Here is a 15,876-nt window from a genome sequence, read left to right as displayed (position 1 = left end):
TTCTCTCGTTTCTCACACCCGCAGCAGCGTGCAGATCCAGTGCATGCCGCTGCTCGTGCTGGTCAGTGCCACCAGGTCGCCGGCGGCGAGGTCCCCCTCGGCCAGCAGGTGCTGCAAGGTGAGCAGCTGGTCTGCGCAGCCGACGTGGCCGTGGTCGAGCGCGATCTCCGCGTTCGTCCGTGCCGTCGGAATGCCGAGTTCGGTCGCGAGTTCGGCGAGCTGGCGGGCGTTGTCGTTGAAATGGATCACCCGGCGCAGGTCGGCGCGGGTGCTGCCGACCCTGGCGCAGGCCGCGTCCACCACCTCGCGACTACGGGCCCGCAGGGTCGACAGGAAGGCGAACATCTTGCGGACGTCACCGGCGAAGAACTCGTCGAGCCGGTCCTGTGGACTCCGCACCCGCGGCGGTGCCGTCGCGTCCGGGGTGAACGGATGCGCGGCGGCGCCGACATCCATCCGCATGAAGTCCGCGTACGCGCCGTCGGTGATGAATTCGGTGGCCAGCCACCGGCAGGCACCGTGGTCACGCCGGAGCACGGCGGCCGCGGCGCCGTCGGAGTAGATGCTGGTATTGATCTCCATCCGATTCCAGTACGTTTCACACACCCGATTCGCGCCGATCAGCAACGCGGTGCGATAGCCGGGGTGCGCGGCGAACTTGCCCGCCACCAGGTCGAACGCCGCGACGCCGCCGCCGCACGCCTGGTTGATCAACACCGCCTCGGCGCGGTGTGCGCCCAACCGGGCCTGGGTCGCCGCCGCCGCGTCCCAGTACAGGTACTCGGCGAGGTCCGCGATCGCGAGCACGACCAGATCGACCTCGCTCGCCGCGACACCGGCCTCGGCGAGCGCCTCGAGCCCGGCCGCGACGGCGAGGTCGGTGAGTCCGACACCGTCAGGAGCCCGGTGGAACCGCCGATATCCCCAACCGCGGACCCGGTCGAGTTCCGCGGTGTAATCCGGTGCGGCACCGGCTACTTCGGACGGCTCCGGCAACGCTTTCCCGAAGGCGACGATCCCGAACGGGACGACCGGGCCGGACGGCGCGGCGTCGTCCGGTCCGGGTACGGCGTCGACCATGCCGGTCCGGGGAGCCGCGAAATCCGTTCGTGGCGGGGGTGTTTCGGCGAGCAGCACCGGGCCGAGCGTGGTCGCGAGCGGGGCGGGGCGGTCGAACAGCCCGCCGTCGCGTAACCGGCCCGGCCAGGACTCGTGCCGATCACCGAGTAGCAGACCCGCGTCCGCCAGTCCGGCGTCGGCCGTGACCAGCACGGTGTGCGATGTCGGCACGTCGAGCGCGGCGGCGATCACCGCGAGCTGCTCGGTGACCGGGCGCCCGTCCACGACAGACGTTTCGGCACATGCCACGAGCTCCGGGCACGCGGCCGCGATCGATGCCCACACGCCGGACGGGTTACCGGCGCCGCGGACGGCGAGCCGGATCCCGGCTCGCCGCAGTTCGCGGACCGGTTCGCGCAACGTCGCGGCGCCCTCGCCGAACACACTGTCCGCGTCGAATACCACGGCCTGACAGGCCGTGCCGTATCGAGTGCCGAGTATCCGGACGAGTTGTGTTGCGAGACAGGCGAACAGCTCGTCGCTATAGCGCCGGGGCCGCGAACCCGCCGGGTGGTAGGACAGGCGGGTGCCCACAGCCCTGATCGCTTCTTCGGCGTCGGCCAGGTACACGTTGGGCAGTGCGATAAGCTTGGCGCGCAAGGCTTCTCGGGCGCGCGTCGCCTCCGCTACCGCCCCGGCGGGTGCTCCGGTGTCGCCCACACCGAACGCCCGGTCCTCCGGCATCGGGGGAAGCACGAACAGCAGGGATCCACTGGTGCGTCCGACGGTGCCCGCCGCGGCATCCGCGAGGCCGAGCAGGTCCGCCGTCCACTGCGGACCTAGCTCATCGAACCGGGGCGCCACGATCAGCACATCCGTTGCGCTGCAGTCCGTTTCGCAGCTGGTGTCGAGGCCCTGCCGAATCTGGTCGACCGGGCCGGTGTGGAAGGTGGCGGGCAGCCCGGCGTCGTGCAGCGCCGTATCGAGATGGGCGACGAGCGGGTCGATGGGGTAGTCGGCAAGCACGCCGATCCGCAGCAGGCTGGCACTCATACCGTTGCCTCCTCGACCGATTTCAGCGATTCGTGGTCGGGCAGCAGTGTTTCGATCCGCCGGACGCTCGGCATGCGGAACCCGGCAATGGCGACCCCTACGCCGAGCACGCCGATCACCGCGAAGATCAGTCCGATGCCGCCGGCCTGCCCGGTGCCGAACAGTCCGCCGAACAGCTTGGCGCCCAAGGCGTCCGGCCGCATCCACGGCGTCAGCACGTTGTCGACGAGCGGGCCCGCGATGAGCGTTGCGATCGGAACGGTGAGTTCCTCGGTGAACTGCCGAGCGGCGAAAACGCGGCCCTGGAACTGCGGTTCGACCTTCTCCTGCCAGATGCTGTTCGTGTAGCCATCGATGATCGGAATGGTGAAGGAGACGAACATCAGCGAAATCGCAAGGAGGGCAACAATATCGGCGAACCCGTACATCAACCGGCCTAGTACGCTGAAGATGACGATCGCGCCGAGCACGCGCAGCATCTTGTCGCGCGGCACCTTCGTTGCGCCGAGCAGCACGGCACCGAGTACGCCGCCGAACGCCCCGGTGGTCATCACCACGCTGAGCGCGCCGACGCTGTTGCCGGTCCTGGTGAGCACGAGCGGGCGCAGCAGCACGTAGCCGAGCGAAGCCAGGATGTTGATCACGATCAACATCGCCTGCAGGTTGCGGAACGATCGGCTGCGGAGAATGTATTGGAAGCCGAACAGGCAGTCCTGCCACATCTTCGCCGGCGATGTGCCGGGTTGCCGTGGCGTCTGCGGAATCCCCACCACCAGCACCGCGGCGATGGCGATGCCGTAGGACACGGTGTCTACCAGCAGGATCGCCTGGATGTTCGTCGCGGCGAGCAGCGCGGCGGCCGCGGCGGGTGCGAAGAGCCCAGGCCCGGAACGCGCCACGAACATCATCGCGTTCGCCCTCGGGTACTGCCCACGCTCCATCAGCAAGGTGATGGTCGAGGAGAAGACCGGGACCTGGAAGGCCAGGAACGCGCCCGTGGCGAAGTTGACCAGGTACAACTGCCACATCTGCACCGAGCCGGTCATGAAGAAGATCAGCAGCACGCCGGTGGCCGCCGCCGATCCGAGGTCGCTCAACATCATCGTCAGCCGCCGGTTCCACCGGTCGATGCAGACACCGACGATCGGGCTGAATATCACCGTCGCGGCAAAGGACGCCAGCAGTACGCTCGCGAACTGGGTCGCGCTGCCGGTGGCATCCCACACCCAGATGCTGATCGCGAAGTTGGTCATTCGGGTGCCGACCACGGAGAGCAGTTGGCCTAGCCACACCACGGTGAACGTGGCGAATCCGGATTGTTGTCGTCGCATTGTCGTGCAGTCCTTTCGAAGGAAATCTCGGTGCTCGCCTCAGCCGAGGAGGCCGAGCAGCCTGGCCCGCAGGTCGTCGAGAAACGCGGCGGCGGTCTCATCGAGGTAGACATCGGCGCCGTATCCGAGGTCGAGCCGAAGTCGGCCACCGACGAGCAGTCCGCTCACCTCGAGGTCGTACGGCCAGACACCGGTGCTGTCCTCGGTGTCGCCGTAGGGCGCCGAGCACACGTCGAAGAGCTCCTCGACCTGCGACACCTCGTCGAAACCGAAGTTGCCCATGTAGTTGATCGCGATGCGCGGTTCGCCCATGGCGGCGAGCCGTTTTCGCAGCGCCGGATCCTGGCCGAAGAACTCGAGCATCCCGTAGCCGATCCCGTTGTTCGGCACCGTGGCGAGTTGTCCGGCGACGGCGACGGCCGCCGCCTCGGCCGAGCCGGACGCGGCCTCGGGAAGCCGCACGCGAATCGGATACATCACCTGGAACCAACCGGTCGTTCGGCTCAGATCTACGTCGGCGAACAGGTTTTCGCGTCCGTGGCCGGTTGTCGCCACCACGCACTCGCGACCACCGGTGCGTACCGCAACGGCCTCCGCGACACCCCAGACGATGAGGTCGCGCATGGTGACTCGCAGCCGCCGGGTGGCCTCCTGCAGCCCCGCGGTTTCCGCGGCCGACAGCACGGCGTTCATCATGCGACCGGTAGCGAGGGTGGTGACATTGCCAGGCCGATCCGGCGGTGGCGCCGTGTCCTTGTGCGGTGCTTGGGCGAGCCAGAACGGGATCTCGGCCGTCATGTCCGCGGTGGACAGACGTCGGGCCCACGCGCTGTAGGCCGTTGTCTTGGCGGGCAGGCAGGCCGTCTCGCCACGCTCGAGCCGCGCGCACAGGGTCTGCAGATCGTTCAGCAACAGTTCTCGGGAAATCGCGTCCACCACCAGGTGGTGCGCCACGATGAGCAATCGGTCCCGGCCGCGGCCGCCGGTGGCGAGGTGCAGCACCCGGCAGGTCGGGCCGTCGGTGAGGTCCAGTTTCAGCTGTTCCGCACCGGCGACGGACCGCATGGCCTCTGCCAGTTCGGAGGCGGGCAGGTCCGTCAGGTCGTGGCTGGTGAACGGCACGGCGGTGGCGACGTCGGCGTGGTGCTGCCACCGCATTCCGGTGGCGTCCCTGCGGAATCGCAGCCGGAGTGAGTCGTGGTGGGCGGCGAGCAACCGGACGGCCTCGGCCAGGTGCGCGACCGCGATGGGCCGACGCAGTTCGAGGTAGTAGGGGTGGTTGAACAAGGCCGGGTTCCGCATTGTGGTCGCCACGGTGTCGAACCACCACAGTTGTGCGGGGGTGAGCGGCACTTCGCCCTCGACGATCTCGTGCGCGGCCCGCGTGACCGCCCCACTGGTGGCCAAGTCCAGTTCGGCGATGGTCCGCCGCTCGGTGAGTTGCCGGGCGGACAGGTCGATGCCCGCCTCCGCGGCGTGAAAGGCCACCGTGATCGCCAGCAGCGAGTCGCCGCCCAGCTCGTAGAAGTCGTCGTGGATGCCGACCTCGGCCAGATTCAGCACCTCGGCCCAGATCCCGGCCAGTGTGCGTTCGCGATCGGTCCTCGGCTGAGTGGACAACCGCCGCGCGGACCGACGGAACCCGGACCGCACCGCCACCGCGATCCGTTCGGCGGTATTCAGCTCGGTCGCGATGTCGACCACTAGGCCCGTTGGGATGGGTTGTGGCGCAACAGATCCGATGGTCGGGCCATCGAGTGACCAGACATGCTCGACGAAGGTCGCCAACCCCGCACCCTCGGGCGCGCTACCGACGGCCGACCGGCAATCGGTAGCCGTCGCCGGGCTCAGACGCAGGCTCGACTCGGGTGCTTCGCCGACCGTGACCGTGCCTACGGCGACCAGTGCGGCCAGTTCCGGCGCGGACGGCGGCCTGGTCAGCACGACGCCGCGGCCGTGTCGGAGCTGATCGCGCACCACGCGGATCAGGTCGGCTTGCGCGGAGAATTCCGCCGGGTCCAGGACGAGTGCCGAGACCGGCGGATGGGTTCGGCAGTGTGCCCAGCGGGCGAGCATGGTCGCCGCCACCGTCTCGAATTCGGCGGAATACGGGAAACCGTCGCGGCCCAGGCAGGGATTCTCGACACCGTAGCGTTCGGCCCACCGGCTCATTGGGACCACCCGCACCTCGGGCTGTTCCGCGGCGAACGCCCGCAGTCGCTGGTCGAGACCGCCGAATATCCCGGCCCACCGGTCGTCCGCGAAACGCGGCGACGCCGGGCAGCTGCCGAGGACGAGTTCCGCATCGGTCCGCGCACGGTAGCGCGCTATCGCCGCACAGAGCTCGGCGAGAACCGCTTCCAGCGCGGTAACCGCCACGGGGACAGAGGGATTCGCGTCGGTGAGCCAGTCCTCCCACCGCAGCAGGACAACGTTCAGCGCGTGTCCTCGGAACGGCCCGTTCGAGTCGAGCAGCGGCCGGAGCACCTGCCCGGCGGGCGCCGAGGTGACGGCACGGACCGATGCGCCGAGCAGGTCCGACCAGAACCGCAGGGTCGGCTCGACGGGACCGAGCGGGAACGACGCGGCCAACCCGATCGCCGCGGCCGACTCGACGGGATCGGTGAGCTGTGGTGCGGGCGTGCCGATCACCGTGTCCGCGCGCAGGACCAACTCGGCCAACAGGTCGCCGAACCGCTCGACCAGTCGGGCGGCGTGGTTCGCGCTGAACAGTTCGGCGGAGTAGGTGAGGTCGGCCCGCAGTTGCTCGTCGTGCCAGTCCAGCGTGAACAGCGCGTCGAAGTCGGCGCCCGCGACTCCGGTCGGCAGCGGCACGACCTCGAGGCCGGACAGCGACAGTTCCTCGTCGGGCAGGTCGACGTAGTTGAGCACGCACTTGAGCGGGTGGCGTGATGAATCACGCGGCAGCCGCAGCGTTTCCATGATTGCCGGGAAGGGCAGTCGCTGGTGGGCCAACGCGTCGCGCACCGTCGAGTGCACGCGGCGGACGAGTCGACGGAATGTCGGCCTGCCGGTGAGATCCAGCCGCAGCGGCAGCAGATCCGCGAAGCAGCCGATGACGCCCGCGAGCTCGGCCCGATCACGCCCGGACGTCGGCATTCCGATGACCATGTCGGGCTGCCCGCTCTCGCGGTACAGCAATACGGTGAACGCGGCGAGGAGCACGCTGTACGGCGTTACGCTCTCGGCGCGGGCGAGCGCACGGACCGCCCGGCCGACGGCAACCGGGAGCCGCCGCACCGCGCGCCCGACCACCTCGTCGTCCTCGTCGGGATCGGGCCGATCGCCCGGAAGTTCGAGCGGCGTCGGCGCGCCACGCAGCTTCTCGCGCCAGTAGGCGATGTGTGGTTCGACGGCACTGCCGCCGAGCCAGTTCTGCTGGTCGTAGGCGAAATCGCCGAACTGCAACCGGGGTTGGGGCAACGTCGACGGCAGTCCGGCGGAGTAGGCGTCGTACAGGGTGACGAGCTCGTCGAGAAAGATGCTCCAGGATGTGTTGTCGCAGATGATGTGGTGCATCCCGATCAGCAGGTGATGCTCGTCGGCACCGACGCGGATCGCCTGGACGCGCAGGAGCGGGCCGGCGGCAAGGTCGTACGGATAGCCGCTGTGCTGGTCGAGGTAGTCGGCCACCAGCGCCGCGCGCCGGTCGCCCGGCACCTGCGAAAGGTCCACCGGCACACACCATGCCGACAGCCGAGGGTGCACGACCGGGTTCGGGCGGCCGCGGTGTGCGGTGAACGTGGTCCGCAGTACCTCGTGCCTGCGCACGATCTCCGCCACGGCGCGCTCCAACGCCGAGATGTCGAGCGCGCCACGCAGGTTCGCGGCGAACATCGTGTTGTGGCGCGCGTCCGCGCTGTCGATCTGGCCTGTCGCCCACAGCCTTTGCTGAATCGAGGACGCCACGGGTTCGGCTTCGGGTGGCATCGGCTCGATCGGCGCCTCGGCCGGTCCTTCGGTCTCCTCGAGGATCACGGCGAGCTGCGCGATGGTCGGGTTCGTGAACAGTGTTGGAAGCGAGACCACCCTGCCGAACTCCCGCTGCAGCCCGGCCAGGAGCTGGATCACCAGCAGCGAATGTCCGCCGAGCGCAAAGAAATTGGAGTTCGTCCCGACCGCATCGATGCCGAGGACCGCCCGCCAGACGGTCGCGATCCGCTTTTCCGTTGGCGTGCTCGGCTCGACGATCGGCGCCGAACTCGGCGGGTCAGCCACGGTCCGCACCGCGACCCGCTCGGCCACCGCGGCCGGGTCGGCGAGATACTCGGCGCGGTATGCCGCGCGCTCCGGTCCAGGTTCCGGGGTAGGTAGCCATCGGGCGGCCAGCGTGGCGAGTGCGGCGAAATACTCCGGGGTGTACCGCAGGTCGTCCTGGTCATGTCCAAGGGCACCCGGGTAGTCCTCGGCCCATTCCACATACATATTCGGAATCCGCTCCCGCAGCAGGGCGAGACGATCGTCGAGCCGGGCGAACAGCCGGGACTCGCCGTCCCGCGACGAGCTCGGGCACCGGACGAGGATCAGCCGCGCGTCCGTGCGCTGCCGGTAGGCGACCACCGCGGTCTCGAATTCCCGCATGGCCTTGTCGAGCACGGCTCCCGGCCCGACATTCGATGCCGACTGCCACAGCCAGTCCTCCCAGCGCAGCAGCCCGACCGTGGCCGTAGCGTCGCCGCCGGTCAGCAAGTGCTGGACCAGCTGTCCGTACGGGACAGGCTCGACCGACGCGGGAGCTCGGCAGAAGTCGAGCCAGAACCGCAGCGGTGCGGCAGCGAGGTCGACGACGAAGGTCCCGGCGAGCGCGACCACGTCTCTGCGCAGCTCGGGCACCGAGCCGAGTGTCGCGTCGGCCGCGTTGACCATCCCGGTGAGCACCGCGATGACCCGCTCGGTGAGCAGCTCGATCGTCTCGGCCAGGTAGAGATCGACGTTGTAGTCCACCACCAGATCGCATTCGCCGTCGCGTGGGGTGAGCGTGACGAAGAGATCGAAGTCGGTTAACTGGTTGTCCACCGGCACCGGCGCGAACTCGACACCGGCCGCCGAGCGCGTGCCGCTGCCGGGCTCGGCCACGGTGAACAGGATCTGGAACATCGGGTTGATGCCCGGATCGCGGGGCGGGCCGATCGCCTCGACGACTCGCGCGTACGGCGCATCCGAGTGCCGGTACGCCTCGCCCACCGTCCGGTGCGCGCGCTCGACCAGCTCCCGCACGGTGAGATCGCCTGCGAGATCCATCCGCAGCACCAGCATGTTGGCGAACGGACCGATCAGCTGCTCCAGCTCGACGCGCGAGCGACCGGCGGACGGCATGCCGAAGAGCAGGTCGGCCTGGCCGGTCAGCTGGTGCAGCGTCGCCGAGAACCCGGCCAGCGCAACCGCATTGAGCGTGGCACCGCAGTCGCGCGCCAGCATGCCCATGGCCGTGGTCAGCCCGGCGGGGAGCACCCTGGCGCACCGACCGCCGCGATGGGTTTGCACCACCGGACGCGGCCGGTCAGGGCGCAGGGTGGAGGTTGCCGGGGCCCCGGCGAGCTTGGCGCGCCAGTGCGTCAGCTGCGCGTCCACCGCGGCGCACGCGGCCGGTTCGCGCCCTTGCCACGCGAAGTCGCCGAAGCCGCCGGGCAATGTCGGGCGATCGGCGGCTGCGCCGCCAGCGAATTGGCGGTAATACTCGACCAGCTCCGCCGTGAAGATCTCACCGGACGACGCGTCGAAGACAATGTGATGCACGGTGGTCAGCAGCAGATGTTCCTCGTCGTCGAGCACCACCAGCCTGGTATCCACCAGCGGGCCGCCGCACAGGTCGAACGAGACTCGGCCCTGCTCGGTCGCCTCCCAGGTTGCCGCCGCCGCCCGCTCGTCGACGGGCAGGTACCGAAGGTCGATGACCGGCAGGTCGATATCGAGCGCGGAACGGACGAGCTGATACGGCCCGGTCTCGTTCTCGCCGAACACGATCCGCAGGGCTTCCTGGCGTGCCACCACAGCATTGACGGCCGAGCGCAACGCGCCGGTGTCGAGCGGTCCGCGCAGCCGCAGCGCGAACGGGATGTTGTAGAGGGGAGTGCCGGGATCCATGCGGTCGAGGAACCACAGCTGTTCCTGGGTGAAGGACAACGGAATCCGCTCGGGACGTGCGGGTTGCGTGCTCGCCTCGGCGAGCCGGAGCAGGAGCAGCTCCCGCTGATCCGGGGTCAGCTCGGTGAGCTCGGGCGAAAGGTCATAGGTCATGGGTTCGGTGTCCTCAGTCATTGCGAGTCCTCGCGCCGCAGCTCGGCAAGCTGGGCCCGCAGTTCCGTCGGCGACATCGCGCGGATCTCGGCCATCAGGTCCGGCAGCGGGCCGGACTCCTGTCGTGGTTGCCGTTGTGCGGCAAGGAGTTCTTCGATGGATGCGACAAGGGTGGCGATCGTCGGCGTGTCGAACAGCGCGCTCGCCGGCAGGTCGACACCGAGGGCTTCGCGGATGCGGGCGATGACCTGAGTGCCGAGCAGCGAATGCCCGCCCAGCTGAAAGAAGTCCTGATCGTCACGCACATCGGGGATGCCGAGCAGATTCGCCCAGATATCGCGGATCGCCTCCCGCGGCGACAACTTCGGGTGCGGCGCCGGGGCGGCGGGCACGGCCGGGCTCCCCGGCTCGATCCAATACCGTTCCCGCTGAAACGGATACGTCGGTAGCGGCACTCGACGACGGTGTTCGCCATCGGCAGTCCAGTCGACCTCGACCCCGGCCAGCCACAGCCTGCCCAGTGCGCTCGCCATGGCGAGCCGCTCGGGTTGCGGAGCTTTCGACTCGCCGAGCGAGGGGGTGCTGCGCGCGTAGGCGTCCCGGTGCTGGCGGACCAGCGTGGTCAGCGTCGTGCCCGGCCCCACCTCCAGTAGCGCGTGCGGCCGGTCGAGCAGCCGCCGGGCGCAGTCGGCGAAGCGGACCGGTTCGCGCAGCTGCCGCGCCCAGTATTTCGGGTCGCGCGCGTCGGCGTCACCGAGCCAATCCCCGGTGACGTTGGACAGCACCGGAATCTCGGGCGCGTGCAGCTCGAATCCGCTGACGTACTCGGCGAATTCGGCGGTGACCGGTTCCATCATCGACGTGTGGAAGGCATGCGATGTGTGCAGTTCCGTGCATTTCACGCCGTCCGCACGCAGTGACCGCGCGAACGCGGCGATCCGGCGCGGCTCGCCGGCCACCACGCACAGCCGCGGCGCATTGGCCGCGGCGAGCTCGACCCCGTGCGGCAGTCGCTCGGCCACCTCGAGCCGGGGCAGCGCCACCGAGAGCATCGCGCCTGGCGGCATCGACTGCATCCGCGCGCCCCTGGCAGCCACGATCGCCAGTGCGTCCTCGAAGTCGAAGACCCCGGCAAGGCAGGCGGCGACATACTCTCCGACGCTGTGCCCGACCATCGCAGCAGGCCGAATGCCCCGATGCTGCCAGAGCCGCGCGAGCGCGTACTCGACAAGAAACAGCGCGGGCTGGGTTATCCGGGTCTGCCGCAGCACCTCGTTGTCGCGGTCCCGGTAGAGCACGTCACGTAGGTCGAGGCCGAGGTGCTGGCGCAGCGCCGCCGCGCCGGCGTCTATCGACTCGCGGAAGACCGGCTCGGTCCGATAGAGCTCATCGCCCATGCCCGGGTACTGGGTGCCCTGGCCCGGGAAGAGAAATGCGACCGAACCGTCGGTGTATGCATCGGAGACGCTGTCGAGGTCACCGGCCAGCCGGGCGATCGCCTCGTCTCGATCGCGGCAGGCCACCGCGAGCCGGTGCTCGAAGCGGCGGCGGGTTGTCTGCAGCGTGTAGGCTACGTCGGCCAGCAGGTCGGCCGTCCGGATCAGGTGCTCGCGCAGGTGATCACGCGCCTCGGTCAAGGCCGCGCGGGAACGCGCCGAAAGCACCAGGATGTGTTCGGTCCGAACGGATTCGGCGATGGCGACCGCGGGGGCCTGCTCCAGGACGACGTGTGCGTTGGTGCCACCGATACCGAACGAGCTCACCGCCGCCCGCCGGGGTGAGCCGGTCACCGGCCATGGCTCGGCTTCGGGATTGACGTAGAACGAACTGCCCGCCATCGGCAGGTCAGGGTGCGGCGCGGTGAAATACGGGCTGGGTGGGACCACCCCGTGGTGCACCGCGAGACATGCCTTGATCAGCCCGGTCACTCCAGCGGCAACATCCAGGTGCCCGGTGACCGCCTTGATCGAGCCGAGCGCGCGGCGTCCCGCCGGACCGAACGCCCGGTGCAGGGCGGCGAACTCGATCTGGTCGCCGAGCGCGGTCCCGGTGCCGTGCGCCTCGACGAAGCCGATGGTTGCCGGGTCGACCCCGGCGGCTTGCTGAGCGGCCCGGATGACCGCGACCTGGCCATCCACACTCGGCGCGGTATAGCCGACCTTCGCTCGACCGTCATTGTTGACCGCCGAACCCTTGATCACCGCGTAGATCGTGTCGCCGTCGGCTACGGCGTCGTCCAGGCGACGCAGCACGACGATCGCGGCGCCATTGCCGCCGACCGCCCCGGTCGCCGCCGCGTCGAACGGGCGGCAGACGCCATCGGCGGCCATGATCCCACCGGGCTCGTGGCGGTACCCGGACCGCATCGGCAGCCTGACGTGCGCGGCACCGGCCAGCGCGACGTCGCATTCCCCGGTGAGCAGGGCCTGTCCGGCCACGTGCACTGCCACCAGCGACGACGAGCAGGCCGTCTGGATCGCACAGGCAGGGCCGTGCAATCCCAGGTGATAGGCCACCCTGGTGGCGACGCCGTCCTTGTCGTTGCCCATCAACAACTCGTATTCGGACCCAGCGGCATCGCCCGCGGCGAGCAGGTTCTTCAGTAGATAGGTGCTCATGGCGGTGGCGGCATAGACGCCGACCAGCTCGTCGTCCGTCCGAGCGAGGTGTCCGGACGACTCCAGCGCTTGCCACGCGCATTCCAGGAAGAGCCGTTGCTGCGGGTCGATCAACCGGGCGTCGCGCGGGGTATAGCCGAAGAACTCGGCGTCCAATCGGTCGACGTCGTCGAGAACGCCGTAGACGGGCACGTAGTCGGATCTGCCGTATTCCTGTGCGGGCACACCGGACGCGGCCAATTCTTCCGGCGTGAACCGCGACACCGTTGGTTCGCCGCGCAGGACGCGGTGCCAGAGGCGGTCGATGTCGGCGGCACCGGGGAACCGGCCGGCCAGGCCGACGATCGCGATGTCCAACCCAGAATTCTCGGTCATCTTTCCCCCTGTCCTACGCGCACCCGTCGGGCGCGCATCGCTGCGGCGCGTCTGTTCCCCGTGGTCGTCGATCGAGCACTCGATTCGCCTTCGATCAGGAACCGAGCCAGCTGTGCCACGGTCGGGTAGCGGAACAACTCGACCGCGGGCACCTTGACACCCATCGCTGCTTCGAGCCCGGTGTGGACCGGCACGAGCAGCATCGAATTCCCGCCGAGATCGAAGAAGTTGTCGTCCGCGCCGATCTTGTTCAGCCCGAGCACGGTTCGCCACACCGCGGCGACCGTCTGCTCCGCTTCGCCGCGCGGCGGACGGAACGCGGTGCCGAGCCGGGGGCGGTGCACGCTCGGCGCCGGCAGCGCGCGGTGGTCGAGTTTTCCGTTCGGCGTCATCGGGAGTCCGGGCACCTCGACGAACGCGGTGGGTACCAGGTAGTCCGGCAGGGTGCGCAGCAGCTCTGCGCGCAACGCGTCGGTGCTCGGTCCGTCCGCGTTCGGCTCGGCGACGAGGTAGCCGACGAGCCGCTTGTCGCCCGGCCGATCCTCGCGCACGACGACCGCGCAGCGCGCGACTCCGGCGCACTCGCGCAGGCGTGCCTCGACCTCGCCTGGCTCGACGCGGTGCCCACGAATCTGCACCTGGGCGTCGGCTCGGCCGAGGAACTCCAGTGACCCGTCCGGCCGCCAGCGCGCGAGGTCGCCGGTGCGATACATGCGCTGTCCCACGTCGGCGAACGGGTCGGGCACGAACGCGGCCGCGGTCAGCGCCGAGCGACCAAGATAACCCCGGCCGACGCCCGCACCGCCGATATACAGCTGCCCGGCAACCCCGGCCGGGACCAGCCGCAGCCGATCGTCGAGCAGATAGATCCGGCTGCCCGCCGTCGGTCGCCCGATGGGCACGGTCGGGCCGTCGGTGTAGCGGCCGCTGGTCGCCGTCACCGACGCTTCCGTCGGGCCGTAGGAGTTGTAGAACTCGCGACCGGACGCCCAGGCTCGCGCGACGTCGACCGGGCAAGCCTCGCCGCCAACGGTCAGCACGCGGAGCTCGGGCACCGCAGCCGGGTCCATCGCCTGCAAGGCGATCGGCGGGAGGTCGGCCACGGTGATCCGGTGCTCGCGCAGGGCGCGGACCAGATCCGGGCCGGGGACTCGATCGTGCCGCGACACCAGGTGCAGTTCGGCCCCGGCGCACAGTGCGGTCACCAGGTCGGAGACCATCACATCGAACCCGGTCGAATGGAATTGCAGGACCCGATCGTCCGGCCGGAGAGCGAGCAGATCCCGCATGGCCGCAGCAAGATTCGTCAGCCCGCGGTGCGTGTTCACCACGCCCTTCGGCCGCCCGGTGGACCCGGAGGTATAGATCAGGTAGGCAGCCGCCGCCGGCGGGACGGCGACCTTCGGTGGCGGGCACGGTGCGATGGCCAGCTCGTCCAATGCCAGCGCCGTTGTGCTCGGCGGCAACAGGGCCACGGTCGACGCGCGCGCGAGGACGATATCGACCCCGGCGTTGTCGAGGAGGTAGCGGATCCGCTCGGCAGGCAGTTCCGGGTTGAGCGGGACATACATTCCGCCCGCGGCCAGTACTCCGAGAAATGCCGCCACGGCGTCGGGGCACGTCGGCAGGCAGACGCCGACCGGCCGTTCGGCGGTGATCCCGTTGCGGTGCAACAGAGTTGCGATCTGGTTGGCTCGCGCGCCGAGTTCGCCATAGGTGACGCGGTGGCCTCGGCAGACCACTGCGATGCGTTCCGGTGCGATCTCGGCGATCAGCTCGTGCACCGGCCGCTCGGCGGACCGCGACGGCTTCGAGGTGCCCCAGGCGGTGATCATCCGGTGTTCCGCATCCGTCAGCATGGGTAGCTCCCAGACCTGCCGTTCCGGTTCGGCGAGCGCGGCACTGAGCAGCGTCTGGACATGTCCGGCCATGCGCTCGGCGGTGGCGCGATCGAACAGGGCGGTCCGATACTCCAGGCGCCCACTGATCTCCCGCTGTCGTGGTGTCAGCGTCAGTGTGAGGTCATAGGTGGCCGTGCCGGTGGACTGCTCGACACAGTGGACGGCGATCCCGGGCAGACTGAGCCGGTCCGCCCAGCCGTCCTCGACCGCGAACATCACCTGCGCCACGGGCGTGCGACTCGGGTCGTGCTCCGGGCGCAGTCGGTCGACCAGGGTGTCGAACGGCAGGTGCTGATGCTCGAACGCGGCGATCGCCCGGTCCCTGACCTGCCGCACCAGCGCTCGGAACGTGGTCGCGAGATCCACCTCGGCGCGCAGCGCGAGCGTATTGACGAACAGGCCGACCACGCCATCGGCGGACAACGCGGTCCGGCCCGCGACCGGGGTCGCCACCACGAAGTCCGGGTCAGGCCCGTAGCGGCGGAGCACGGCTTCCCAGGCCGCGAGCAGCACCATGAACGGCGTGGCACCGAGCTCGGCCGCCAGCTTCGTCACCCCGTTCGCGACCGAGGCCGGCCAGGTGAAGGCGAACTCGTCGCCGTCCTCGTCGACGATCGCCGGGCGAGGCCGGTCCAGCGGGAGGGTGATCGTCGGCGGTGCACCGTCGAGTTCGGTCAGCCAGAACCGGACGAGCTCGTCATCCAGCGGTTCGGCCGCCATATCGACGTGACGCGGGGCAGGGCCGACGTCGCGACCGGCATAGCACAGGGAGAGATCGTCGAAGATCAGTCCCATACTCCAGCCGTCGCAGACGATGTGGTGCAGCTCGAGGACGAGCACCCACCGATCGGGTCCGGCCGCGGTGAGCGTCGCCCGCACCCGTGGTGCGCCGTCGAGATCGAACGGCAGCGGCGCGGCGACGTCACCCACCCGCAGCCGCGTCACCGCCGGGGCCTCGGGCAGCACCAGTTGCCAAGGCTCGCCGTCGATTTCGACGAACAGCGTGCGAAGCGCCTGGTGCCGCGCCAGCACCTGGTCGAAAGCTGCTGTCAATGCGGGGATTTCGAGTGCACCGTGCAGATCGATCCGGAAGGTGACCCGGTACATCGGGCTGCCGGGCCGGAGCCGGTCGTGCAACCACATTCGGCGCTGTGCGGCAGTCAGCGGATGGAGGTCGTAGCGCTCCGGATGGCGCCGCAGGGCCTGCAGGAACGCTGCCTTCCGGTCGGCGGGGAGCGCATGCAGTCGCTGCGTCAAATCAGGCGTTGTCATCGGGAATTC

At 69.5% G+C, this 15,876-nt stretch carries 5 protein-coding genes; all 5 read right to left on the bottom strand.

The features are described from left to right. Positions 1–12: 12 nt before the first annotated feature. Genes OG203_RS06660 through OG203_RS06640 form a run of 5 tightly spaced genes read right to left on the bottom strand, consistent with a single transcriptional unit; the run spans position 13 to position 15,867 of the window. Positions 13–2,112 (bottom strand): 3-oxoacyl-ACP synthase III family protein, encoded by a 2,100-nt coding sequence (locus OG203_RS06660; RefSeq protein ID WP_405164783.1) that lies wholly within the window; start codon positions 2,110–2,112, stop codon positions 13–15. After that, positions 2,109–3,443: an MFS transporter gene (locus OG203_RS06655; protein ID WP_405164782.1), complete on the bottom strand. Its 1,335-nt coding sequence runs from the start codon at positions 3,441–3,443 to the stop codon at positions 2,109–2,111. The genes OG203_RS06660 and OG203_RS06655 overlap by 4 nt, the downstream gene beginning before the upstream one ends. A gap of 39 nt (positions 3,444–3,482) precedes the next feature. Then, the gene (locus OG203_RS06650) at positions 3,483–9,722 is read right to left on the bottom strand and encodes a condensation domain-containing protein (RefSeq protein WP_405164781.1); all 6,240 of its coding nucleotides are present in this window, start codon (positions 9,720–9,722) and stop codon (positions 3,483–3,485) included. Further along, a complete protein-coding gene (locus OG203_RS06645) occupies positions 9,719–12,694 on the bottom strand; it encodes a type I polyketide synthase (protein ID WP_405164780.1) in 2,976 nt (991 codons plus the stop codon). The genes OG203_RS06650 and OG203_RS06645 overlap by 4 nt, the downstream gene beginning before the upstream one ends. Further along, on the bottom strand, positions 12,691–15,867 hold the full coding sequence (locus OG203_RS06640) for a non-ribosomal peptide synthetase (protein ID WP_405164779.1): 3,177 nt from the start codon (positions 15,865–15,867) through the stop codon (positions 12,691–12,693). The genes OG203_RS06645 and OG203_RS06640 overlap by 4 nt, the downstream gene beginning before the upstream one ends. Positions 15,868–15,876: the final 9 nt, after the last annotated feature.

Origin of the sequence: Nocardia sp. NBC_01499 (genome assembly GCF_045040275.1) — a bacterium.
Lineage (GTDB): Bacteria > Actinomycetota > Actinomycetes > Mycobacteriales > Mycobacteriaceae > Nocardia.
The sequence above is the reverse complement of the archived record's forward strand: the minus strand, read 5'-3'. Positions and strand labels throughout refer to the sequence as shown.

What these genes read in the sequence shown, in the direction of transcription:
- OG203_RS06660 (WP_405164783.1), bottom strand. Translation starts at nt 2,112, where the DNA reads ATGAGTGCCAGCCTGCTGCGGATCGGCGTGCTTGCCGACTACCCCATC.
- OG203_RS06655 (WP_405164782.1), bottom strand. Translation starts at nt 3,443, where the DNA reads ATGCGACGACAACAATCCGGATTCGCCACGTTCACCGTGGTGTGGCTA.
- OG203_RS06650 (WP_405164781.1), bottom strand. Translation starts at nt 9,722, where the DNA reads ATGACTGAGGACACCGAACCCATGACCTATGACCTTTCGCCCGAGCTC.
- OG203_RS06645 (WP_405164780.1), bottom strand. Translation starts at nt 12,694, where the DNA reads ATGACCGAGAATTCTGGGTTGGACATCGCGATCGTCGGCCTGGCCGGC.
- OG203_RS06640 (WP_405164779.1), bottom strand. Translation starts at nt 15,867, where the DNA reads ATGACAACGCCTGATTTGACGCAGCGACTGCATGCGCTCCCCGCCGAC.